This is a genomic window from Streptomyces sp. NPDC037100, assembly GCF_055606225.1.
This window is the reverse complement of sequence record NZ_JBVJSX010000010.1, coordinates 260,630-284,083: the sequence shown is the minus strand read 5'-3', so window position 1 is coordinate 284,083 and position 23,454 is coordinate 260,630. Positions and strand designations below refer to the sequence as shown.

Genomic DNA, 23,454 nt, shown 5'->3' with positions numbered 1-23,454 from the left:
CGGAGCGTAGAGAACCTATGTCCCTGAGTGACGAGACTGGTGTATCGTCCCGACAGGGGCTGCGCCGGGGACCGTTCGGCGCCGGGGACGGACACTTCAGACTGTGAGGGGGGCGACAGGCGATGCACGGCCTTTGGGCGAGCGATCCGACGGGGCGGGGCGGCCGGCGGCGACCCTGGCGGACGGCCGCGTGCAGACGCGGTCAGCACGCCGATCACGTCGGCCACCACACCCACCACAGCGAACACCACAGCGACCACCACGCCGATCACGGTCACCATCACCGCACGTCCGGCAGGAGCAGAAGGCATGCCCAGCCGGTCCACCGGGGCCCGCGGGACCCGGGAGCGACGCTCACCGGGAGGGCCCGGTGAGCGCGCCCCCCACCCCCACGCTGGACGGAGCGCTGCGGGCACAGCCTCCCTCCACGGGCGCGCTGCTGCCTCGCACGCCGGTCACCGGCCACCGGCCGGGCCTGGCCCTCCAACTCGTCCTCGCCCTGGCCTGCGCGGGATACGCCGTCGGTGCCGCGTTCGGCTGGGGTTCCTACGAAGTGGCCCTGTTCATGGGCGACTTCGGGCTGAGCGCCGCGGCCGCCACCGCCGCCGTCTCGTGCTTCCTCTACGCCCGCAGCCGCCGCACCCGCTTTCGATCCGCCTGGCTGCTGTTCGGCCTCTCCTCGACCATGGCGTCCCTGGGCAACCTCGTCTGGGGGTGGTACGAGGTGGTCCTGGGACTGCCCGTGCCCAGTCCCAGCTACGCCGACCTGTTCTTCCTCTGCTTCGCGCCGCCAGCGATCGTCGGGCTGCTCGTGCTCGCCAAGCGGCCGGTGACCAAGGCCGGCTGGGTCTGCCTCGGGCTGGACGCCTGGCTCATCGGCGGCTCGCTGCTGACACTGGCCTGGAGCCTCGCCCTCGCCCAGGCCGCGAAATCGGAAGGGCCCGGCGTGGCGCACATCGCGCTGTCGCTGGCGTACCCGCTGCTCGACATCGCCCTGGTGAGCATGGTCCTCGCCCTGCACTTCAGGCGGTCCGCGGTGAACCGCTCCGCGGTGAACACCGCCATCGGCGCCCTCGCCCTGACCGTGATGTGCGACGCCCTGTTCACCTCACCGCTCATGCACCACGACTACCGCTCAGGCCAGCTGCTCGACGCGGGCTGGTTCGCCGGCTCGCTGCTCCTGGCGTACGCCCCATGGGCCGGGACCCGCACGGAGGGCGACCGGCACGGCTCCGACCGGCACCGCGCCGCCGGGCACACCCGCGTGGTGCACGAGCACGTGCCGGGGCAGCGTGGCGGCGCCCACCACCAGGCGCCCCCGCCCGGCGCCGAGCACAGCCGGTATCCGGCCGCCCGGCCCATCGCCGGCTCCCTCGCCGCGCTCACGCCGTATCTCGCGGCCGCCGTGTGCACCCTGGGGATCCTCTACAACGTCCTCAACGGCCGCAGCGTCGACCGCGTGGTCCTGCTGACCGGAGGCACCGTGGTGCTCGCGCTCGTCGTGCGCCAGGGCATCATGCTGCTCGACAACATCACCCTCACCCAGGAACTGGCGCAGAAGGAGAACCACTTCCGCTCCCTCGTGCAGGGCTCCAGCGACGTCATCATGATCGCCGCACCCAGCGGCGTCCTGAGGTACGTCTCCCCGGCCGCCGCCGGTGTGTACGGCCGCTCGGCGGAGGAGCTGGTGGGTACGGAACTGGCCAACCTCATCCACCCCGAGGACCTGGGCTGCGTCGTCCACGAGGTGCGCAGGTTCCTCGCCGCCGACCCGGTCGAGGAGCCCACCACTCGCATCGAGTGCCGCTTCCGCTCGGGCGGTGGGGGCACCTCCCGCTCGAGCGAAGCCGAGGGTGGGGGAGGCTGGCTGAACGTCGAGTCGACCGTCAACCGTCATCACGGCGGCCTCATCTTCAACAGCCGCGACGTGACCGAAAGGGTGCGCCTGCAGGCCCAGTTGCAGCACAACGCCGAGCACGACCCCCTCACGGACCTGCCCAACCGCGCCCTGTTCACCAAGCGCGTCCAGCACGCCCTCTCGGGCCGCCGCGCCACCGACCGGGGCGTGGCCCTGCGGAACACGGCCGTGCTGTTCATCGACCTGGACGGCTTCAAGGCCGTCAACGACACGATCGGGCACCAGGCCGGGGACGAGCTGCTGGTCCAGGCCGCCCGCAGGCTCCAGGACTCCGTCCGGCGCGGCGACACCGCGTCCCGGCTCGGCGGAGACGAGTTCGCGGCCCTGATCGCCGGGGACAACACCCGCGACCGGGACGCCCGCGAGCGGCACATACTGGAGCTCGCCGACCGCCTCAGGGCGACGCTGTCCCAGCCCTACCTCATCGACGGCAACGATGTCCGTGTCAACGCCTCCATCGGCGTCGCCTTCGCCGAATCCGGCCTCGGTGCCGGCGAACTGCTGCGCAACGCCGACCTGGCCATGTACCGAGCCAAGGCCGGCGGCAAGGGCCGCGTCGAGCTGTACAAGCCGCAGATGCAGCAGGACGTCGTCCGCAAGGCCGAGCTCGCCACCCGACTGCGCGCCGCGCTGCACGACGGGGAGTTCGCCCTGCTCCACCAGCCGGTGGTGTCCCTGGAGAACGGCCGGATCACGTCGGTGTCCGCACAGGCGCGCTGGCGCTCCTCACAGGGGGTGCTCTTCACCCCTGCGGAGTTCCTGCGCGTGGCCGAGGACGGCGACAGGACCGCCGAGCTGGGCCGGTGGATGATCGAGGAGGCCGTCGAGCAGGCCGCCGAGCGGCACGCGGCCGGGCTGTCCGTGCCGGTCGTCGTGCGGATGAGCGCGCGCCGGCTGCTGGACCGGTCGATGCCGCTCGGCTCGATCGAGGCGCTGCTCACGCGGCACGGGCTGCCGCCGGGGTCGCTGATCATCGAGCTGTCGGACGCCGACCCGAGGGTCTCCCTGGACGAGCTGGAGCGGCGTCTGGGCGCCCTGCGGCGGGTCGGCGTACGGATCGCGCTCGACGGCTTCGGCAGCGGCTACGCGGCGATCACGGCCCTTCGGCGGCTGCCCGTCGATGTGCTGAAGCTCGACCGCGGTCTGGTCGAGGGCGTCGTCGAGTCCGCGCGTCTGCACAAGATCACCAGCGGGCTGCTGCGCATCGCGGGAGACCTCGGGCTGAAGTCCGTGGCGGAGGGGGTGGATCTGCCCGAGCAGGTCATCGCCCTGCGCGAGATGGGCTGCACGCACGGGCAGGGCATGGCGTTCTCCGGGCCGCTCGACGAGTACCGGCTGCGCCGGGCGCTCGCCGCAGGCCACTGTCCGGTGCCGAGCGGTCAGGCCGAACCGGCGTTCGCGGGCGGCGCCCCGCGGGTGTACGGCTCGGGCATGTCCGCCGTCATCGGAGGCGGCACGGCACTGCGCTCACATAATGAGACTCCCGTCCCACCCACTTGACAGTGAGTGCGTGCCGGGGGGAGGGTCAGTGCCATGCGCACCCGAATTCTCGTACTTGGAAAGCGCGTCGGCTGACGCTGAGCTTCGACCGCTCAGCGACCCCACCCGGCGCGCTCCCCTCGCTTGCCTTATGGCACGAGGGGTTTTTTGTTGCACAGGCGCCTTTCGTGCAACAGCCGAAGACCGCACAAACCTCGCATAAACCCTCAGCATCTGAGAAGAGAATGCCGATGACCGAGCAGGCCACCGGGGCCCACCACCCGCAGCCCCGGCCCCGATCCGGAGGACACTCCGCCCCCGAGCAGGTGACGGGCGCGCAGTCCCTCATCCGCTCTCTCGAGGAGGTCGGCGCCGACACGGTATTCGGCATTCCCGGCGGTGCGATCCTCCCGGCCTACGACCCGCTGATGGACTCGACCCGGGTGCGCCACGTCCTGGTCCGCCATGAGCAGGGCGCCGGTCACGCCGCCACCGGCTACGCGCAGGCCACCGGCAAGGTCGGTGTCTGCATGGCCACCTCCGGCCCGGGCGCCACCAACCTGGTCACCCCGATCGCCGACGCGCACATGGACTCCGTGCCGCTGGTCGCGATCACCGGCCAGGTGGCGTCCAAGGCGATCGGCACGGACGCCTTCCAGGAGGCGGACATCGTCGGCATCACCATGCCGATCACCAAGCACAACTTCCTCGTCACCAAGGCCGAGGACATTCCGCGGATCATCGCCCAGGCGTTCCACATCGCCTCCACCGGCCGCCCCGGCCCGGTCCTGGTCGACATCGCCAAGGACGCCCTCCAGGCGAAGACCACCTTCTCCTGGCCGCCCGCCATGGACCTGCCCGGCTACCGTCCGGTGACCAAGCCGCACGCCAAGCAGATCCGCGAGGCCGCCAAGCTGATCACCCAGGCCCGCCGGCCCGTGCTGTACGTCGGCGGCGGCGTGCTCAAGGCCAAGGCCACCGCCGAGCTGAAGGTCCTCGCCGAGCTCACCGGCGCCCCCGTCACCACCACGCTGATGGCGCTCGGGGCGTTCCCCGACAAGCACCCCCAGCACCTGGGCATGCCCGGCATGCACGGCTCGGTCGCCGCCGTCACCGGACTGCAGAAGGCCGACCTGATCGTCGCCCTCGGCGCCCGCTTCGACGACCGCGTCACCGGCAAGCTGGACAGCTTCGCCCCGTTCGCCAAGATCGTCCACGCGGACATCGACCCGGCCGAGATCGGCAAGAACCGCGCCGCCGACGTGCCGATCGTCGGTGACGCCCGCGAGGTCATCGCCGACCTGATCCAGGCCGTCCAGAAGGAGCACGGCGAGGGCCACCAGGGCGACTACAGCATGTGGTGGAACGACCTGAACCGCTGGCGCGACACCTACCCGCTCGGCTACGACCAGCCCGGCGACGGCTCGCTCTCCCCGCAGCAGGTCATCGAGCGCATCGGGCAGCTCGCCCCCGAGGGAACGATCTTCGCAGCGGGCGTCGGCCAGCACCAGATGTGGTCCGCCCACTTCATCGAGTACGACAAGCCGGGCACCTGGCTCAACTCCGGCGGCGCCGGAACCATGGGCTACGCCGTCCCGGCCGCCATGGGCGCCAAGGCGGGAGCGCCCGAGCGGGCCGTCTGGGCGATCGACGGCGACGGCTGCTTCCAGATGACCAACCAGGAACTCACCACCTGTGCCCTGAACAACATCCCGATCAAGGTCGCCGTCATCAACAACGGCGCCCTCGGGATGGTCCGCCAGTGGCAGACCCTCTTCTACAACCAGCGGTACTCCAACACCGTGCTGCACTCCGGCCCGGACGACGTCAACCCCGAGGCCCGCGGCACCCGCGTCCCCGACTTCGTGAAGCTGTCGGAGGCCATGGGCTGCTACGCCATCCGCTGCGAGTCCCCGGACGACCTCGACAAGGTCATCGAAGAGGCGAACTCCGTCAACGACCGCCCCGTCGTCGTCGACTTCATCGTCCACGAGGACGCGATGGTGTGGCCGATGGTCGCCGCCGGCACCTCCAACGACGAGATCATGGCCGCCCGGGACGTCCGCCCCGACTTCGGCGACAACGAAGACGACTGAGAGCCACCCAGGACTTTCAAGCAGAGGAAGCAGATCATGTCCAAGCACACGCTCTCCGTCCTGGTGGAGAACACCCCCGGCATCCTCGCCCGGATCGCCGCCCTGTTCTCCCGCCGCGGCTTCAACATCGACTCGCTCGCGGTGGGCGTCACCGAGCACCCCGACATCTCCCGCATCACCATCGTCGTCGGCGTGGAGGACCTGCCGCTGGAGCAGGTCACCAAGCAGCTCAACAAGCTCGTCAACGTACTGAAGATCGTCGAGCTGGAGCCGTCGCAGGCGGTGCAGCGCGAACTCGTCCTGGTGAAGGTGCGCGCCGACAACGAGACGCGCTCCCAGATCGTCGAGATCGTCCAGCTGTTCCGCGCCAAGACCGTCGACGTCTCCCCGGAGGCCGTCACCATCGAGGCCACCGGGTCCGGCGAGAAGCTGACCGCGATGCTCAAGATGCTGGAGCCGTACGGCATCAAGGAGCTCGTCCAGTCCGGCACGATCGCGATCGGCCGCGGGGCCCGTTCGATCACGGACCGGTCGCTGCGCGCCCTGGACCGGTCGGCGTAAGACCCGGAACGGGCGGTCGGCGCGCCGTCGGCCGCCCGTATTCCGAGACCCTGAGACTTCCCTTTCGCCCCCCGTCATACGGTGGGACGCAACACCTGCACTCCCGAGGAGAGAACCCAAAGTGGCCGAGCTGTTCTACGACGCCGACGCCGACCTGTCCATCATCCAGGGCCGCAAGGTCGCGGTCATCGGGTACGGCAGCCAGGGCCACGCCCACGCGCTGTCGCTCCGTGACTCGGGTGTCGACGTCCGCGTCGGTCTGCACGAGGGCTCCAAGTCCAAGGCCAAGGCCGAGGAGCAGGGCCTGCGCGTGGTGAGCCCGTCGGAGGCCGCCGCCGAGGCCGACGTCATCATGATCCTCGTCCCGGACCCGATCCAGGCCGAGGTCTACGAGAAGCACATCAAGGACAACCTGAAGGACGGCGACGCGCTGTTCTTCGGCCACGGCCTGAACATCCGCTACGGCTTCATCAAGCCCCCGGCCGGCGTGGACGTCTGCATGGTCGCCCCGAAGGGCCCGGGCCACCTGGTCCGCCGCCAGTACGAGGAGGGCCGCGGCGTTCCCTGCATCGCCGCCGTCGAGCAGGACGCCACGGGCAACGGCTTCGCGCTGGCGCTGTCGTACGCGAAGGGCATCGGCGGCACCCGCGCCGGTGTCATCAAGACCACCTTCACCGAGGAGACCGAGACCGACCTGTTCGGTGAGCAGGCCGTTCTCTGCGGTGGCACCGCGGCGCTGGTCAAGGCGGGCTTCGAGACCCTGACCGAGGCCGGCTACCAGCCGGAGATCGCCTACTTCGAGTGCCTGCACGAGCTGAAGCTGATCGTGGACCTCATGTACGAGGGCGGCCTGGAGAAGATGCGCTGGTCGATCTCCGAGACCGCCGAGTGGGGCGACTACGTCACCGGCCCGCGGATCATCACCGACGCCACCAAGGCCGAGATGAAGAAGGTCCTCGCCGAGATCCAGGACGGCACCTTCGCGCAGCAGTGGATGGACGAGTACCACGGCGGCCTGAAGAAGTACAACGAGTACAAGAAGCAGGACTCCGAGCACCTGCTGGAGACCACCGGCAAGGAGCTGCGCAAGCTCATGAGCTGGGTCGACGAGGAGGCGTAAGCCGCCCGCCCGAGGGGCCGGAGCGAACCCGCTCCGGCCCCTTCGGCGAACCCCGGGTAACGTCGGTGGTACGGCGTTGTCCATCCCGTCCGGCCACGGACGGGTGATCCTTCCGCAGCGGCACAAGACGACGCCCCATGCGCCACTAGACTGCTGCACACATACGCGTCAGGCCCACAGCGTCGTGCGTCTCCAACGCGGCAAGCACCCCTCCACCGCCTGCGGCCGTCGGGACGGCCGTCCGCAGCACTGGACTTGTGAGGACTCACGTGAGCTCGAAACCCGTCGTACTCATCGCTGAAGAGCTGTCGCCCGCCACCGTCGACGCCCTGGGCCCGGACTTCGAGATCCGGCACTGCAACGGCGCGGACCGCGCCGAGCTGCTCCCGGCCATCGCCGATGTGGACGCGATCCTGGTCCGCTCGGCCACCAAGGTCGACGCCGAGGCGATCGCCGCCGCGAACAAGCTGAAGGTCGTCGCACGAGCCGGCGTCGGCCTGGACAACGTGGACGTCTCCGCCGCCACCAAGGCCGGCGTGATGGTCGTCAACGCCCCGACCTCCAACATCGTGACCGCCGCCGAGCTGGCCTGCGGTCTGCTCGTCGCCACCGCCCGCCACATCCCGCAGGCCAACGCCGCGCTGAAGAACGGCGAGTGGAAGCGCAGCAAGTACACGGGTGTGGAGCTGGCCGAGAAGACCCTCGGTGTCGTCGGCCTCGGGCGCATCGGCGCGCTCGTCGCCCAGCGCATGTCCGGGTTCGGCATGAAGGTCGTCGCCTACGACCCCTACATCCAGCCCGCCCGCGCCGCGCAGATGGGCGTGAAGGTGCTGTCGCTGGACGAGCTGCTCGAGGTCTCCGACTTCATCACCGTGCACCTCCCCAAGACCCCCGAGACCGTCGGCCTGATCGGCGACGAGGCGCTGCGCAAGGTCAAGCCGAGCGTGCGGATCGTCAACGCCGCGCGCGGCGGGATCGTCGACGAGGAGGCGCTGTACTCCGCCCTCAAGGAGGGCCGGGTCGCCGGTGCCGGTCTCGACGTGTACGCGAAGGAGCCCTGCACGGACTCCCCGCTGTTCGAGTTCGACCAGGTCGTCTGCACCCCGCACCTCGGTGCCTCCACCGACGAGGCGCAGGAGAAGGCCGGTATCGCCGTCGCCCGCTCGGTGCGCCTCGCCCTCGCCGGTGAGCTCGTGCCGGACGCGGTGAACGTGCAGGGCGGTGTCATCGCCGAGGACGTCAAGCCCGGTCTGCCGCTCGCCGAGCGCCTGGGCCGGATCTTCACCGCGCTCGCCGGTGAGGTCGCGGTCCGCCTCGACGTCGAGGTCTACGGCGAGATCACCCAGCACGACGTGAAGGTGCTGGAGCTGTCCGCGCTCAAGGGTGTCTTCGAGGACGTCGTCGACGAGACGGTCTCCTACGTCAACGCGCCGCTGTTCGCGCAGGAGCGCGGCGTCGAGGTGCGTCTCACCACCAGCTCCGAGGCGACCGAGCACCGCAACGTCGTCACGGTGCGCGGCACCCTCGCCGACGGCGAGGAGGTGTCGGTGTCCGGCACGCTGGCCGGCCCCAAGCACCTCCAGAAGATCGTCGCGGTCGGTGACTACGACGTGGACCTCGCGCTCGCCGACCACATGCTGGTCCTGAAGTACGAGGACCGCCCCGGCATCGTCGGCACGGTCGGCCGCATCCTCGGTGAGGCGGGCCTGAACATCGCCGGCATGCAGGTGTCGCGTGCGGTGGCCGGCGGCGAGGCGCTGGCGGTACTGACCGTGGACGACACGGTGACCGCGAACGTACTGGCCGAGGTGGCCGCGGAGATCGGGGCGACCTCGGCCCGCTCGGTGAACCTGGCCTGACCTTCCCGGGGCTGCGTCCCCGGACGCCCGTTCGTATGAACGGGCTCCTTCCTCAGACGCCGGACGGGCTGAGCTGATCAGCCTGTCCGGCGTTTTTCCGTACCCCCACCCGCCGCAGGGTCAGCACCGCCGCTGCCGCCGCGCACGTCAGCAGCACCGCGCCCGTGATGGCCGCCGTGTGCATGCCGCTGGTGAAGGCCTCGCGCGCCGCCGTCGCCGGGGCGTCCCCCGCGCGCCCCGGGAGCCGGTCGGCCACGGCCAGGGCGCCGCCCAGGGTCTCGCGAGCCGCGGCGGGTGCCGAGTCCGGCATCTCGTGCCGGAAGACGGCCGTGCCGATGGAGCCGAGGAACGCCATGCTCAGCGCGCCGCCGAACTCCGTGCCCGTCTCCAGCAGGGACGACGCGGCGCCCGCCTTCTCCACGGGAGCGGCGCTCAGGGCCAGGTCCGCCACCTGCGACATGACGGCCACGATGCCGCAGGCCAGGACGGCGCACGCGGCCAGCAGCAGCCAGAGGGAATCGGTACCGGCCAGGGCCAGCATCACGTAGCCGCATGCGGCGACCGTGAAGCCTGCGCCGACGACGTGCGCGCGGGGAACGCCCCGCTGCACGAGCCGTGCGGAGAGCGGGGCCGCGAGCCCGATGGGCACCGACGGCAGCAGGCTCCACAGCGCCGCCTCGAGGGGGCCCTTGTCCAGGACCGACTGGATGTACTGGGTGGTGAAGTAGGCCGAGCCCATCATGCCGAAGGCGGCGGCGAGGTTGAGGACGACGGCCGGGCTGAAGCCGCGGGCCCGGAACAGGGCCGGGGAGATCAGGGGGGAGGCCGCCGTGCGCTGGCGGTGGACGAACAGCGCGGCGAAGAGCAGGCCGACGGTCACCGACATCACGTACCGCACGTTCCAGCCCTCGGCCGCGAGTTCCTTCAGGCCGTAGATGACGGGGAGCACCGCCGCCATCGACAGGGGAACGCTCAGCAGGTCGAAGCGGCCGGGGTTCGGTGTGCGCGACTCGGGCAGCAGGACGGGGCCGAGGGCCAGGAGCAGCAGCATCGCGGGCAGGTTGACCAGGAAGACCGAGCCCCACCAGAAGTGCTCGACGAGCACCCCGCTCATCACCGAGCCGAGCGCGATGCCGGCCGTCATCACCCCCGACCACACACCGATCGCCTTGGTCCGCTGCGCGGGGTCGGTGAACATCGTGCGCACGAGCGCCATCGTGGACGGCATCAGCGTCGCGCCGCCGATGCCGAGGACCGCGCGGGCGGCGATCAGGGTCTCGGCACTGTTCGCGTAGGCCGCGACCAGCGAGGCCGTGCCGAAGGCGGCGGCGCCGGTCAGCAGGAGCCTGCGGCGCCCGATGCGGTCGCCGAGCGAGCCCATCGTCATCAGCAGGCCGGCCAGCACGAAGCCGTAGATGTCGAAGATCCACAACTGCTGGGTGGCGCTCGGCTCCAGGTCGGCGCTGATCGCGGGTATCGCGAAATAGAGGACGGAGACGTCCATCGAGACCAGCAGCAGCGGGAGCATCAGCACGCCGAGGGCCGTCCATTCGCGGCGGCCGGCGAGGACGGGAGGGGGCGGTTTCGTCGTCATGGGCAGGACTGTACGAACGTATTAAACGCTTGTCTAGTACGGCTGTTTAATACGCTCGTCTGGATCTCGGGATAGGGTGGCGGGCCATGGGACACCGTGAGGATCTGCTGGAGGGCGCCAAGCGCTGCCTGCTGGCGAAGGGCTTCCTGCGCACGACCGCGCGCGACATCGTCAAGGAGTCGGGGACCAACCTGGCCTCGATCGGCTACCACTACGGCTCCAAGGACGCGCTGCTGGCACAGGCGTACGTCGAGATGGTGGAGGGCATGTCCGACGCCTTCGAGGGCGGCGGTGAGCTGCGCGGGGAGCCGGGGTCGCTGGAGCGTTTCACCGATGTCTGGGCGAACATCATCCAGACCATGCGGGAGCCCGGTTCGATGTGGCGGCTCAGCATGGAGATCGTGGCCATGGGGGAGCAGCTGCCGGAGGTGCGGGAGCATCTCGCGCGGGCCCAGCGTGAGGGCGCACGCGGCATCCTGCCCCTCTTCCTCGGCGGGCACGAGGCCGACGTGACGGACGAGCAGGTGGACACCCTCGGGTACTTCTACCTGACCCTGATGATGGGCCTGATGGCGCAGTGGACCTTCGACCCGGAGAACGCTCCGGAGGCCGAGCAGCTCGCGGCGGGGCTCCGCCGGGTGATCGAGGCGGCCGAGAGGAAGTGACGCCTCACCACGGTGCGCCGACCACCGAGTCGATGGCGGACGCGGTGTCGGGTGCGGTCCGGGTGGGGGTGAGTGCCGTCCCGGTCCACGGGCGGCCCGCCGACACCCACACACTGCGGGCGCCGATTCCGGCCGCGCCGGCGATGTCGGCGTGCGGGGAGTCGCCGATCACCCAGGCGCCGTCCAGCGTGGCGCCGACGGCGGCGGCAGCGGCGTGGAAGATCTCCGGCGCGGGCTTCTTGTGGCCGACGCACTCGGAGACGGCCCAGCCGTGGGTCAGCGCGTCGAGGCCGGTGGCGCGGATCTTCCTCTCCTGCTGGGAGGTACGGCCGTTGGTGACGATGGCGAGAGTCCAGCCGGCGGCGGTGGCCTTCTCGAGTGCGGTGCGGACGGGTGCGGACAGTACGACACGGTCGGCCGCGCCCCGGTCGAGCAGATCGCGGACGGCGTCCCGGGGGACGCGGTCGCCGTACCGCCCGTGCATGGCCCGGGCCACCTCCGGGCGGGGCGTGTACCCACTGGCGTCGACGCTCATGAGCCAGTCGATGTCGTCCTCGGGCAGCCCGTGCTCGGCCAGGAAGTCCACCAGGGTGGCGCGGTAGGCGGCGTCCCGGTCGATCAGGGTGTTGTCGAGGTCGAGCAGCAGCAGAGGCATGAACGGGCCGTCCTCACAGTCGGTGTGCCTTGAGGGCCATGTGCAGCAGCAGACGGTCCTCACCGTCGTCCAGGTCGAGGCCGGTGAGCTTCTCGATCCGGGACAGGCGGTAGTACAGGGTCTGGCGGTGGATGCCCAGCTCGGCGGCGGCCCGGGCGGCCTGGCCGGCGCAGTCGAGGTAGACCTCGGCGGTCCGGGCGAGTTCGTGATGGACCGGGGTGAGCAGCGTGCGGGCGACGGGGTCGTGAGCGACCTCGGGAGGCAGGGCCGTGAGCAGCCGGAACGGCCCGATCGAAGCCCACTGCGCGACCGGCCCGAAGCGTGCCTCGGCCAGCGCCGCCCGGGCGGCCGCCGACGCCTCCCGCCAGGCGGTCGCCGACTCGGCGAGGCCGGAGCGGGGGGTGGCGATACCGGCGGCTGGCGAGCCCGGGCCACCGCTCGGCCCACCCGTCCCGCCCTCCGTGCCGCTCTTGCCGCGCGCTCTCTCCATCAGCCGCCCCGCCGCCGTGGTCGCCGGAGTCAGGACGTCCGGGGAGCGCAGGCGGACCAGCACCGCCAGACACTGGCCCGTCGCCCCCCACGGCAGGGTGCACAGTGCCGTCGCACCCGGGACCGCGCGGACCGACGGAGCGTCGTCCGGGTCGGCCGAAGGCCAGGGGGCGACGCACATCAGCGCGTGGAGGCCGTCGGCGCGGGGGCCGAGGGCCGTGCGGAGTTCGGCGACGGCCATGTCGCTCTGCCAGCCGGGTTCGGCGGTGAGGACGGCCCGGAGTTCGCGGCTGAGGTCGGCGCCGTGCTGCGCCTCGTCCGCGAGCAGGGCGCCGATGCGGGCCGTGACCCGCATGGCGGCGGAGAGCTGGCGCTCGCTCGGGCCGGGGTCGTCGTCCAGGAGCCAGACATAGCCGTGCACCACGCCCCGGTGGCGGACGGGGAGACAGATCCGGCCCCGGTAGACCCCGGCCTCCGGTGTCGGGGGGATACGGACCGGTGCCGTCGCCCGGGTGATGCCGAAGCCCTCGAACCAGGCCCGGACGGCCGCCGTCGAACGGCGGGTGAGGATCGAGCGGGTGCGCACCGGGTCCAGGGCCGACGGATCGAGGTCGCCCTCACTGTCGTAGGCCCCGAAGGCGATCAGCTCGAAATCCCGGTTCTCCAGGGTCGCGGGCGCGCCGAGCAGCTCCGAGATCTCGTCGACCAGCTCCTCGTAGTCGCCCCTGTGTTCCGACGTCACCCGGGCATTGTCGCGCACTTCCCGGACCCCTTCATACATCTGTCTGAGATCTGCGGCACGGATGCGTGACAGCTGTCGATGGCCCACGATCGGAGGGATCCTTAGGTTTCACGGTGGTTCTCCGTGCCGTACCCGAAGCGTCGTCCGCGAGGGGTCCGGCCTTCACGTTGCTGGTGCTTGGAGGTGCCCCGTGCTGGGTCCCGTGATTCTCGCCGCGTCTCGCAGCGACCGGATGCGACGCCTGATCTCGGCGGCCCCGGTGACCAAGCAGGTCGTCGACCGCTTCATCCCGGGCGAGGACGTCGACGACATCGTCCCCGTCGTCCGGAGTCTGACCGAGCAGGGGCTGGAGCTGACGATGGACGTCGTCGGCGAGGACATCACCAACCCCGCGCAGGCCGCCGCCGCCCGGGACGCCTACCTGGAGCTCGTCGACCGCCTCAAGCCGCTGGAGCTCGGCACCCGCGCCGAGATGTCGGTGAAGCTGTCGATGTTCGGGCAGGCCCTCCCGTCGCCCACCACCACCCTGTTCGAAGGGCCCTCCGGGCCCGCCCCCACATTCCAGTACGGCCACGAGCTGGCCCTGAAGAACGTCCGCCCGGTCGTCGAGGCCGCCGCCGAGATCGGCACCACGGTCACGCTCGACGCGGAGGACCACACCACCCTCGACTCGATGTTCGCCATCCACGAGGAGCTGCGGAAGGACTTCCCGCAGACCGGCTGCGTCATCCAGGCCTACCTGTTCCGCACCGAGGCCGACGCCCGCCGCCTCGCGGAGAGCGGCAGCCGGGTCCGCCTGGTCAAGGGCGCCTACAAGGAGCCCGCCTCGGTCGCCCACCAGGACAAACACGCGATCGACCGGGCATACGTCCGCATTCTGCGGACGCTGATGCGGGGGGAGGGGTACCCGATGATCGGGTCCCACGACCCGCGACTGATCGCGATCGGCCAGGAACTCGCCCACCGGGCCGGGCGAAAGCCCGACGAGTACGAGTTCCAGATGCTCTACGGCATCCGCACCGACGAACACCTGCGGCTGGCCGCCGAGGGGCACCGGATGCGCGTCTACACCGCGTACGGCACCGACTGGTACGGCTACTTCATGCGCCGACTCGCGGAGAAGCCGGCCAACCTGCGCTTCTTCGCCCGTTCGATGCTCACCAAGGGCTGACAGCCCGGCAAGGGCCGAGAGCCCGTCAAGGGCCGAGACCGAAACACCGCTCAGTAAGGAGTTACGGAAAACATGGACGCTGTGACCCAGGTCCCCACCCCCGTCAACGAGCCGGTGCACGGCTACGCCCCCGGCTCGGCCGAGCGGGCCCGGCTGGAGGCCAAGCTGAAGGAGCTGGCCGACAACCCGATCGACCTGCCCTGCACCATCGGCGGGGAGAAGCGGATGGGCGGTGGCGAGGCCTTCCAGGTCGTCCAGCCGCACAACCACAAGGCCGTGCTCGGCACGTACCGCAACGCCACGCAGCAGGACGCCCAGGACGCCATCGACGCGGCCCTGGCCGCCGCCCCCGCCTGGCGTGCGCTGTCCTTCGACGACCGCGCGGCGATCATCCTGCGCGCCGCCGAGCTGCTGTCCGGCCCCTGGCGCGAGACGCTCGCCGCCTCCACCATGCTCGGCCAGTCCAAGACCGCCCAGCAGGCCGAGATCGACACGCCCTGCGAGCTGATCGACTTCTGGCGGTTCAACGTCTCCTACGCCCGCAAGCTGCTCGCCGAGCAGCCCCCGGCGAACTCGCCCGGCGTGTGGAACCGTCTGGACCACCGCCCGCTGGAGGGCTTCGTCTACGCGATCACGCCCTTCAACTTCACCGCCATCGCGGGCAACCTCCCGACGGCCCCCGCCCTGATGGGCAACGTCGTCGTCTGGAAGCCGTCCCCGACGCAGACCCACGCCGCCGTACTGCTGATGCAGCTGCTGGAGGAGGCCGGTCTGCCCAAGGGCGTCATCAACCTCGTCACCGGTGACGGCATCGAGGTCTCCAAGGTCGCCCTGGAGCACCGCGACCTCGCCGGCATCCACTTCACCGGTTCGACCCCCACCTTCCAGTACCTGTGGAAGACGGTCGGCAACAACATCGAGAAGTACCGCACCTACCCGCGCCTGGTCGGCGAGACCGGCGGCAAGGACTTCCTCGTCGCCCACCCGTCGGCCGACCCGGCGATCCTGAAGACGGCGTTCACCCGCGGCGCCTTCGAGTTCCAGGGCCAGAAGTGCAGCGCCACCTCCCGGGCGTACATCCCCGCCTCGATCTGGAACTCCGGTTTCAAGGAGGAGCTGGCCGCCGAGGTCGACGGCATCAAGATGGGTGACGTCACCGACCTGTCGAACTTCATCGGCGCCGTCATCGACGAGCGTGCCTTCGCCAAGAACAAGGCCGCCATCGACCGCGCCAAGGAGGACCCCTCCTGCACGATCGTCGCGGGCGGCACCTACGACGACTCCGAGGGCTGGTTCGTCCGCCCGACCGTCATCGAGTGCACCGACCCGGAGAACGAGGTCTTCCGCACCGAGTACTTCGGCCCGATCATCGCCGTGCACGTCTACGAGGACGACAAGTACGACGAGATGCTGACCCAGATGGAGTCCGTCTCCGACTACGCCCTGACCGGCTCGGTCATCGCGAACGACCGGGCGGCGGCGGCCTACACGGCCGACAAGCTCCGCTACGCGGCCGGCAACTTCTACATCAACGACAAGTCGACCGGTGCTGTCGTCGGCCAGCAGCCCTTCGGCGGCGGCCGCGCCTCCGGCACCAACGACAAGGCCGGCGCCCCGCAGAACCTGATGCGCTGGACCCTGACCCGCGCCATCAAGGAGACCCTGGTCCCGCCGACGGACTACACCTACCCGCACATGGGCTGACACTCCCCGGGCGAACCGACGGGCCAGGTCGAAAAGACCTGGCCCGTCGGCATGTCCGGAGAAAGACTGGGCCGATGACCATCCGAGTGCGCACCGCCCACACCGCCGATCTCACCCCCGCCGGACTCGACGCCGTACGAGGCCTCCTGGACGCCGCGTTCGAGGGGGACTTCGGTGACGAGGACTGGGATCACGGTCTCGGCGGCGTGCATGCCCTCGTGCACGACGAATCCGGGCTCGCCGCGCACGGGGCGGTCGTGATGCGCAGGGTGCGGCACGGCGGGCGGTGGCTGCGGGCCGGGTACGTCGAGAACGTCGCCGTGCGTGCCGACGCCCGTCGCGGTGGCCTCGGCGGGCGGGTCATGGCGGAACTGGAGCGCGTCGTCGACCGCGCCTACGACCTCGGCGCCCTGTCCGCGAGCGACGACGGGGCCCGGCTCTACACCTCCCGCGGCTGGGAGCAGTGGGCCGGCCGGGTGCATGCCCTCAGCCCGCGGGACGGCATCGTCCGGCTGCCGGAGGAGGAGGGCAGCACGTACGTCCGGGCCGCCCTGGCCGGGTCCCTCGACCCCGCGCACGAGCTGGTCTTCGACTGGCGCGACGGCGACGTGCTCTAGAAATCACCGCAGGTCGGCATGGTGTGACCCAGTCCACCGTCTCAGATAGTAGGAAGTCCGAGTAATTGTGGAGACAGACGCTCCGCGCTCCCTTAGCTTTGTAGGAGCCGAACGTCTCGCTCGACCAAGCGAATGGCGGTCGTGAGCCGGGCCCCGTGCAGGCAATCCCTGCGGCACCGCTCCCCGCCCCTTCCGGCGTCTCGTAACCCTCCCTGTGCACTCCGTGCTGTCGAAGGAGTCGATTTCCCATGGCCGAGACGACCGTCCGCCGCCGAGTCCGTCACGTTTCCCGTACCACCGAGTCCGACCGGAAGAACGCCGCCGCCGCGCTCCAGCGCGCCCTCGACCGCAGGGACAACGGCGGCTCCAGCGGCCACTGAGCCGCAGTATCACCGCAGGCCGGGAGCCGCCCGCGAGGTGCGGTGCGGGGTCTCACGCCCCGCGCCGCACATCGAAGTGGTCGATCCGCTCACCGTTCGACGCCAGCGCCGACACCTTGAGCCTCGGCCTGGTGCCGCTCTCCGCCTCCACCGAGAGGAACGAGAAACCGCGGTAGCGCACCCGTGACCACGCTGCCGACTCCGCCTTCGTGCCCTGGGACCTGGTCCACCGGAAGGTGGCGACCGGTTCGTGCTCGGCGGTGTTGCCCTCGTAGCTCTCCTTCACGCCGTCGGGGAAGCCGTACAGCTCCTTGCCGCCGCCGCCCGCGGTGACGTACACGATCCCGTCCCGCCTCGGGTCCGTCGTCCCGCCGACCGGCACCGGCCTGCCCACCTCACCGCCCCGGATCGCGTCGGTGCGTTCGTAGACGTGGTTGTGCCCGTTGATCACCAGGTCCACCTCGTGCCGGGCGAACAACGGCAGCCACTCGGCGCGCACCCCGCCGTCGGAGGCGTGCGTGGACGTCGAGTAGGCGCAGTGGTGGAAGAAGACGACGATGAAGTCGACGTCCTTGGACGACCGCAGCTCGCCGAGCTTGCCGTCCAGCCACTTCGTCTGCCGCCCCTCCGTGTGGCCGAAGTTGGCGGGGATCTCGTACGACACGTCGTTCGCGTCCAGCGCGACCACGCCCACGTTGCCGTAGGTGAAGGCGTACACGCCCGGTGCCGTGCGCGCGTCGAAGCCGCTGTCCGGCAGGGAGAAGCGGGCGAGTTGGCCGCCGTAGCCGTCCGGTGAGTACCAGGCCTCCATGTCGTGGTTGCCGGTCGTCACCATCCACGGCACCGACCTGGCCACCGGCTCGGTCTGCTTGAGGAACCGGTCCCACTGGCTCGCGTCGAAGACGTCCGACTCCTTGCCCTTGCCGGTCGGATCGGCGTAGCAGATGTCGCCGGCGTGCAGATGGAAGGCGGGCTCGCGGCGCAGCAGCGTACGGTCGTTGAGGGCCGCCTCGTCACCGACGCCCTGGTCGCCGAACGCGGTGAACACGAAACGCCCGGGCGGGCTCGCCGGTGCCGTGCGGAAGGACGTGACGGTCGACCGGTGCCGTGGGGAGGCCGGGTCGAAGCCCTCGTGGCCGACGCCGTAGTAGTACGTCGTGCCCGGGCGCAGTCCGTCCAGCGCGGCGTGCAGGTAGTACTGCTCGACCGCCGCCCGTACGCCCTTCAGTTCCGGGGTGTGCAGGTCGCGCAGCTCCGCCTCGATCCTGCGGCCGAGGTCGTCGGGGCGCAGGCCGACCCGGACGTACGGCTTCTTCACCGCGAGCGGCACCTGCCAGGAGATCCGCATCTGCGTCTTCGGATCGGCGCCGAAGGCCAGATGACGGCCGAAGGGCGTGATCAAGGAGCCGGGGGCCTTCGACGTGGCGGGCGACGGGCTCCCGGTCGGCGTGGCGCCGCCCTGCCCGGAACGGGAGCCGGAGCCGCAGCCGGTCAGCAGCCCGCTCGCCACCGCGCCCGCGGTCACCAGGGTGCGCCGCCGCGACAGCCGCGTCCTCAGGTACTCGTGCTGCTCCGCCATGCTCATCCGGCGCGCGAGCTCGGGCGGGATGCCGAAGTGGGGGATCTCCATGTCCGGAGAATTTCCCAGCAAAGACCGACGACCGCACCACATACGGGTGAACGGCACCCGACGGAAGCGTGCCGCCCCCGAGCGGGCGCCTTCCGGGGCGTCCGCATCACGGACACCGTGTGTCATTCCATGGGACGAGGAGTAGGGTGCCCGCATGTCTCGCAGCATCAATCTCGCAGTGATCCCCGGTGACGGCATCGGCCAGGAGGTCGTGGCCGAAGGTCTGAAGGTCCTCTCCGCCGTCCTTCCGCAGGATGTGAAGCTGGAGACCGAGGAGTACGACTTCGGCGCCCGGCGCTACCACGCCACCGGTGAGACCCTCACCGACGCCGACCTCGACGCCCTGAAGCGGCACGACGCCATCCTGCTCGGCGCGATCGGTGACCCGACCGTGCCCTCCGGCGTCCTGGAGCGCGGCTTCCTGCTCAAGCTCCGCTTCGCCTTCGACCACCACGTCAACCTGCGTCCCTCGAAGCTCCTGCCGGGTGTCGCCACCCCGCTCGCGGGCGAGCCGCAGATCGACTTCGTCGTGGTCCGCGAGGGCACCGAGGGCCCCTACACCGGCAACGGCGGCACGATCCGCAAGGGCACCGAGCACGAGGTCGCCACGGAGGTCTCCGTGAACACGGCCTTCGGTGTCGAGCGCGTGGTCCGCGACGCCTTCGCCCGAGCCCAGGCCCGCCCCCGCAAGAAGCTCGCGCTGATCCACAAGAACAACGTGCTGACCTTCGCCGGTCACCTGTGGACGAACGTCTTCAACAAGGTGGCCGAGGAGTTCCCCGAGGTCACCACCGAGTACATGCACGTGGACGCGGCGACGATCTACCTCGTCACGCAGCCCGAGCGCTTCGACGTGATCGTCACGGACAACCTCTTCGGCGACATCGTCACCGACCTGGCCGCGGCCGTCTCCGGCGGCATCGGCGTCGCGGCCTCCGGCAACATCAACCCCTCCGGGGAGTTCCCGTCGATGTTCGAGCCCGTGCACGGCTCGGCCCCGGACATCGCCGGCCAGGGCAAGGCCGACCCGACCGCCACCGTGCTGTCCGTCGCCCTGCTGCTGCGCCACCTCGGCTACGAGGCCGAGGCCGCCCGTATCGACGAGGCGGTCGCCGCCGACCTCGGCGAGCGCACCGGCAAGCCCGCCCGCTCCACCTCGGAGATCGGCGACGCGCTCGCCGTACGCGTAGCCGGCTGACCCGCCGCTGCTTTCCGCAGGCCGCCGGGTCGCATCAGCGCCCGGCGGCTTCCGCATGTTCCCGCCGGGTGCCACCATCGACCACCGGGCCGCAGTCACCCCGTTCCTTCCGCCGCCGCCCCCGGGCGATAATCGAACGCGAGGCCGCGCAATGAGGGAATGCTCGGACGTCCTAGCACTGGTCACCATCAGAGCAGTACCGAGCGCGGCCCGTCACTACAACCGGTGAAGGACATCAACCCATGACGACGCCCACGATCGAGCTCAAGCCCTCCGCCAACCCGCTCTCCGCCGCCGAGCGCGAGCAGATCCTGGCCAACCCCGGGTTCGGCCGCCACTTCACCGACCACATGGTGACGATCAAGTGGACGGAAGGCCGCGGCTGGCACGACGGCCAGCTCGTGCCGTACGCGCCGATCTCCCTCGACCCCGCCACCACGGTCCTGCACTACGCACAGGAGATCTTCGAGGGGCTGAAGGCCTACCGGCAGCCCGACGGGTCCGTCGCCACCTTCCGCCCCGAGAAGAACGCCGAGCGGTTCCAGCGCTCCGCCCGCCGGCTCGCGATGCCCGAGCTGCCGGTCGAGACGTTCATCGAGGCGTGCGACGTCCTGGTGCAGCAGGACAAGGCATGGGTGCCGGCGCACGGCGGCGAGGAGTCCCTCTACCTGCGCCCCTTCATGATCGCCACTGAGGTCGGGCTGGGTGTGAAGCCCGCCAACGAGTACCTCTTCCTGGTGATCGCCTCCCCGGCCGGGGCGTACTTCCCCGGGGGTGTGAAGCCGGTGTCCATCTGGGTCTCCGAGGACCGCGTCCGCGCCGTCCCCGGAGGCATGGGCGACGCGAAGACGGGCGGCAACTACGCGGCGTCCCTGCTCGCGCAGGCCGAGGCCGCGACGAAGGGCTGCGACCAGGTCTGCTACCTCGACGCCGTGGAGCACACGTGGGTCGAGGAGCTGGGCGGCATGAACCTGTACTTCGTGTACGGCGACAAGATCGTCACGCCGTCCCTCACCGGGTCGATCCTGGAGGGCGTCACGCGCGACTCCCTGCTCGCCGTCGCCCGTGACCTCGGGTACGAGGCCGAGGAGGGCCGGGTCTCGGTCGACCAGTGGCAGCGGGACTCGGAGAACGGGTCGCTGACCGAGGTCTTCGCCTGCGGTACGGCCGCGGTGATCACTCCGGTCGGTACGGTGAAGCGTGCCGGGGCGGAGTGGAAGCAGAGCGGGGGAGAGCCGGGCGAAGTCACGCTCCGGCTCCGTCAGGCGCTGCTCGACATCCAGCGGGGTACGGCGTCGGACCAGCACGGCTGGATGCACCGCCTGGGCTGACCGGCCCTGGCCCCGGGGGCTCCGCCCCCGGACTCCCGCCCATGCCCACCCACCACCGGGGAACCGGTCGGGCAGGAAGCCGGGCTCGTAGCTGCCGAACCGGTCGCCCGGGAAGCCGGATTCGTAGCCGTGCCGAATCGGTCGGTCGAGTAGCGGGACGCGAACCGGCCGGCCGAGAAGAACGCGTCGCCTCACCGGCCCCGGCTTCCCCTCGCGCGGAACCCGGGGCCGACAGCGCGTACGCCACCCCGGCAGCAGGAAACGAGACCGGTGCCGGCGGGGAGCTCCTCACCCGACCTCGTCGCCGGCGACACGTACGACACCTCGCACCTCTACGTCCGTCACCCGAGGTGACCGACCGCATCCTGAGACGGCGGTGAGCGGAGCGCGGGGGGTGTGCCAGACTTCCCCCGTGCTCTCGTTCGCCATGATTATTGGCAGCAGGCGCGCCGGTCCGCAGTGACCACCACGTACGACCAGGTACGGGTGGACACCGTCGTCCTAGACCCGCGCGCAGACCTCTCGCACCCGCGAGAGGTTTTTCGCATTTCTGGCCCACCCGCAGCCGGAGGCGAGAGCGCGAGGGAGTATGTGAGGGCGGTGGAGCCGGTCATTCCGGTACGACCGAGATCCCATTCCCAGGAGCCTTGAGATCATGACCGAAACCAGCGAGCTCGACGATTCGTTCCACGTCTTCGACACCACCCTGCGCGACGGCGCCCAGCGGGAGGGCATCAACCTCACCGTCGCGGACAAGCTGGCCATCGCACGGCACCTGGACGACTTCGGGGTGGGCTTCATCGAGGGCGGCTGGCCGGGCGCCAACCCCCGGGACACCGAGTTCTTCGCCCGTGCCCAGCAGGAGATCGACTTCCGGCACGCCCAGCTCGTCGCGTTCGGCTCCACCCGCCGCGCCGGCACCACCGCCGACCAGGACCCGCAGGTCAGGGCGCTCCTGGAGTCCGGCGCACCGGTGATCACACTCGTCGCCAAGTCGCACGACCGCCATGTCGAGCTCGCCCTGCGCACCACCCTGGACGAGAACCTGGCGATGGTCCGCGACACCGTGTCCTTCCTCAAGGAGCAGGGCCGCCGGGTCTTCATCGACTGCGAGCACTTCTTCGACGGCTACCGCGCCAACCCCGAGTACGCCAAGGCGGTCGTCCGTACCGCGTCGGAGGCCGGCGCGGACGTCGTCGTGCTGTGCGACACCAACGGCGGCATGCTCCCGGCCCAGATCCAGGCCGTCGTCGCCACGGTCCTCGCCGACACCGGCGCCCGGCTCGGCATCCACGCCCAGGACGACACGGGCTGCGCGGTCGCCAACACCCTGGCCGCCGTAGACGCCGGTGCGACGCACGTGCAGTGCACGGCCAACGGCTACGGCGAGCGCGTCGGCAACGCCAATCTCTTCCCGGTCGTGGCGGCCCTGGAACTGAAGTACGGCAAGAAGGTCCTGCCCGAGGGCCGTCTGCGTGAGATGACCCGCATCTCGCACGCCATCGCCGAGGTCGTCAACCTCACCCCCTCCACGCACCAGCCCTACGTCGGCCTCTCCGCCTTCGCCCACAAGGCCGGACTGCACGCCTCGGCGATCAAGGTCGACCCGGACCTGTACCAGCACATCGACCCCGAGCTGGTCGGCAACACCATGCGGATGCTGGTCTCCGACATGGCCGGGCGGGCGTCCATCGAGCTCAAGGGCAAGGAGCTGGGCGTCGACCTCGGCGGCGACCGCGAGCTGGTCGGCCGGGTGGTCGAGCGGGTGAAGGAGCGCGAGCTCAAGGGCTACACCTACGAGGCCGCCGACGCGAGCTTCGAACTCCTGCTGCGCGCCGAGGTCCAGGGCAGGCCGCTTCGCTACTTCGAGGTCGAGTCCTGGCGGGCCATCGTCGAGGACCGGCCCGACGGCTCCCACGCCAACGAGGCCACGGTCAAGCTGTGGGCCAAAGGCGAGCGCATCGTCGCCACCGCGGAGGGCAACGGCCCGGTCAACGCCCTCGACCGGTCCCTGCGCGTGGGCTTGGAGAAGATCTACCCGCAGCTCGCCAAGCTGGAGCTGGTGGACTACAAGGTCCGCATCCTGGAGGGCAAGCACGGCACCAACTCCACGACCCGCGTGCTGATCTCCACGTCCGACGGCGCGGGCGAGTGGTCGACGGTCGGCGTCGCCGAGAACGTCATCGCCGCGAGCTGGCAGGCCCTGGAGGACGCGTACACCTACGGGCTGCTGCGCGCGGGGGTC

The 23,454-nt window shown here is 70.6% G+C and carries 17 protein-coding genes; 13 read left to right on the top strand and 4 right to left on the bottom strand.

All coding sequences use genetic code 11. The annotated features are described in order from the left end of the window. Positions 1-370: 370 nt before the first annotated feature. The 5 genes from ACZ7EG_RS29995 (at position 371) to serA (ending at position 9,033) form a co-directional block, all read left to right on the top strand. Positions 371-3,418, top strand: a complete 3,048-nt coding sequence (locus tag ACZ7EG_RS29995) for a putative bifunctional diguanylate cyclase/phosphodiesterase (RefSeq protein WP_471085521.1) — start codon at positions 371-373, stop codon at positions 3,416-3,418. Positions 3,419-3,648: 230 nt separating this feature from the next. Next, positions 3,649-5,493, top strand: a complete 1,845-nt coding sequence (locus tag ACZ7EG_RS29990; RefSeq protein WP_471085518.1) for an acetolactate synthase large subunit — start codon at positions 3,649-3,651, stop codon at positions 5,491-5,493. Positions 5,494-5,529: 36 nt separating this feature from the next. Further along, entirely contained in the window at positions 5,530-6,054 is a 525-nt protein-coding gene (gene ilvN / locus ACZ7EG_RS29985; protein ID WP_003993148.1) for an acetolactate synthase small subunit, read from the top strand. A gap of 121 nt (positions 6,055-6,175) precedes the next feature. After that, positions 6,176-7,174, top strand: coding sequence for a ketol-acid reductoisomerase (gene ilvC / locus ACZ7EG_RS29980; protein ID WP_030851456.1), 999 nt, complete (start codon positions 6,176-6,178; stop codon positions 7,172-7,174). A gap of 269 nt (positions 7,175-7,443) precedes the next feature. Then, positions 7,444-9,033, top strand: coding sequence for a phosphoglycerate dehydrogenase (gene serA, locus ACZ7EG_RS29975; protein ID WP_053668806.1), 1,590 nt, complete (start codon positions 7,444-7,446; stop codon positions 9,031-9,033). Between the two features lie 52 nt (positions 9,034-9,085). On the opposite strand, the gene ACZ7EG_RS29970 is transcribed toward serA, so the two are convergent. Continuing rightward, the gene (locus tag ACZ7EG_RS29970; protein ID WP_471085514.1) at positions 9,086-10,627 is read right to left on the bottom strand and encodes an MFS transporter; all 1,542 of its coding nucleotides are present in this window, start codon (positions 10,625-10,627) and stop codon (positions 9,086-9,088) included. Between the two features lie 86 nt (positions 10,628-10,713). Between ACZ7EG_RS29970 and ACZ7EG_RS29965 the strand changes: the two genes are divergently transcribed. Then, positions 10,714-11,292: a TetR/AcrR family transcriptional regulator gene (locus ACZ7EG_RS29965; protein ID WP_471085511.1), complete on the top strand. Its 579-nt coding sequence runs from the start codon at positions 10,714-10,716 to the stop codon at positions 11,290-11,292. Positions 11,293-11,296: 4 nt separating this feature from the next. On the opposite strand, the gene ACZ7EG_RS29960 is transcribed toward ACZ7EG_RS29965, so the two are convergent. Continuing rightward, positions 11,297-11,947 (bottom strand): HAD family hydrolase, encoded by a 651-nt coding sequence (locus ACZ7EG_RS29960; RefSeq protein ID WP_471085508.1) that lies wholly within the window; start codon positions 11,945-11,947, stop codon positions 11,297-11,299. Between the two features lie 13 nt (positions 11,948-11,960). Next, positions 11,961-13,217, bottom strand: coding sequence for a PucR family transcriptional regulator (locus tag ACZ7EG_RS29955; RefSeq protein WP_471085505.1), 1,257 nt, complete (start codon positions 13,215-13,217; stop codon positions 11,961-11,963). 151 nt (positions 13,218-13,368) lie between these two features. On the opposite strand from ACZ7EG_RS29955, the gene ACZ7EG_RS29950 reads away from it, so the two are divergent. The 4 genes from ACZ7EG_RS29950 to ACZ7EG_RS29935 all read left to right on the top strand — a co-directional run bounded on the left by ACZ7EG_RS29950 (position 13,369) and on the right by ACZ7EG_RS29935 (position 17,050). Continuing rightward, positions 13,369-14,349 carry a proline dehydrogenase family protein gene (locus ACZ7EG_RS29950; protein ID WP_471085502.1) on the top strand — a complete coding sequence of 327 codons (981 nt, stop codon included), beginning with the start codon at positions 13,369-13,371 and terminating at the stop codon, positions 14,347-14,349. Between the two features lie 72 nt (positions 14,350-14,421). Further along, the gene (gene pruA, locus ACZ7EG_RS29945; RefSeq protein ID WP_471085499.1) at positions 14,422-16,053 is read left to right on the top strand and encodes an L-glutamate gamma-semialdehyde dehydrogenase; all 1,632 of its coding nucleotides are present in this window, start codon (positions 14,422-14,424) and stop codon (positions 16,051-16,053) included. A gap of 74 nt (positions 16,054-16,127) precedes the next feature. Then, the gene (locus ACZ7EG_RS29940; protein WP_471085496.1) at positions 16,128-16,670 is read left to right on the top strand and encodes a GNAT family N-acetyltransferase; all 543 of its coding nucleotides are present in this window, start codon (positions 16,128-16,130) and stop codon (positions 16,668-16,670) included. A 248-nt stretch (positions 16,671-16,918) separates the two neighbouring features. Then, positions 16,919-17,050 carry a hypothetical protein gene (locus tag ACZ7EG_RS29935; RefSeq protein WP_104781486.1) on the top strand — a complete coding sequence of 44 codons (132 nt, stop codon included), beginning with the start codon at positions 16,919-16,921 and terminating at the stop codon, positions 17,048-17,050. 52 nt (positions 17,051-17,102) lie between these two features. Here the strand turns inward: ACZ7EG_RS29935 and ACZ7EG_RS29930 are convergent, their stop codons facing one another. Next, the gene (locus tag ACZ7EG_RS29930; RefSeq protein WP_471085492.1) at positions 17,103-18,680 is read right to left on the bottom strand and encodes a purple acid phosphatase family protein; all 1,578 of its coding nucleotides are present in this window, start codon (positions 18,678-18,680) and stop codon (positions 17,103-17,105) included. Between the two features lie 154 nt (positions 18,681-18,834). Here ACZ7EG_RS29930 and ACZ7EG_RS29925 point away from each other — a divergent pair, with 154 nt between their 5' ends. The 3 genes from ACZ7EG_RS29925 to cimA form a co-directional block, all read left to right on the top strand. After that, positions 18,835-19,878 (top strand): 3-isopropylmalate dehydrogenase, encoded by a 1,044-nt coding sequence (locus tag ACZ7EG_RS29925; RefSeq protein WP_471085489.1) that lies wholly within the window; start codon positions 18,835-18,837, stop codon positions 19,876-19,878. Between the two features lie 242 nt (positions 19,879-20,120). Then, positions 20,121-21,209 (top strand): branched-chain amino acid aminotransferase, encoded by a 1,089-nt coding sequence (locus tag ACZ7EG_RS29920; protein ID WP_471085486.1) that lies wholly within the window; start codon positions 20,121-20,123, stop codon positions 21,207-21,209. A gap of 655 nt (positions 21,210-21,864) precedes the next feature. Further along, positions 21,865-23,454 (top strand): citramalate synthase (cimA, locus tag ACZ7EG_RS29915; protein WP_471085483.1); only part of this gene is annotated, 1,590 nt, incomplete at its 3' end.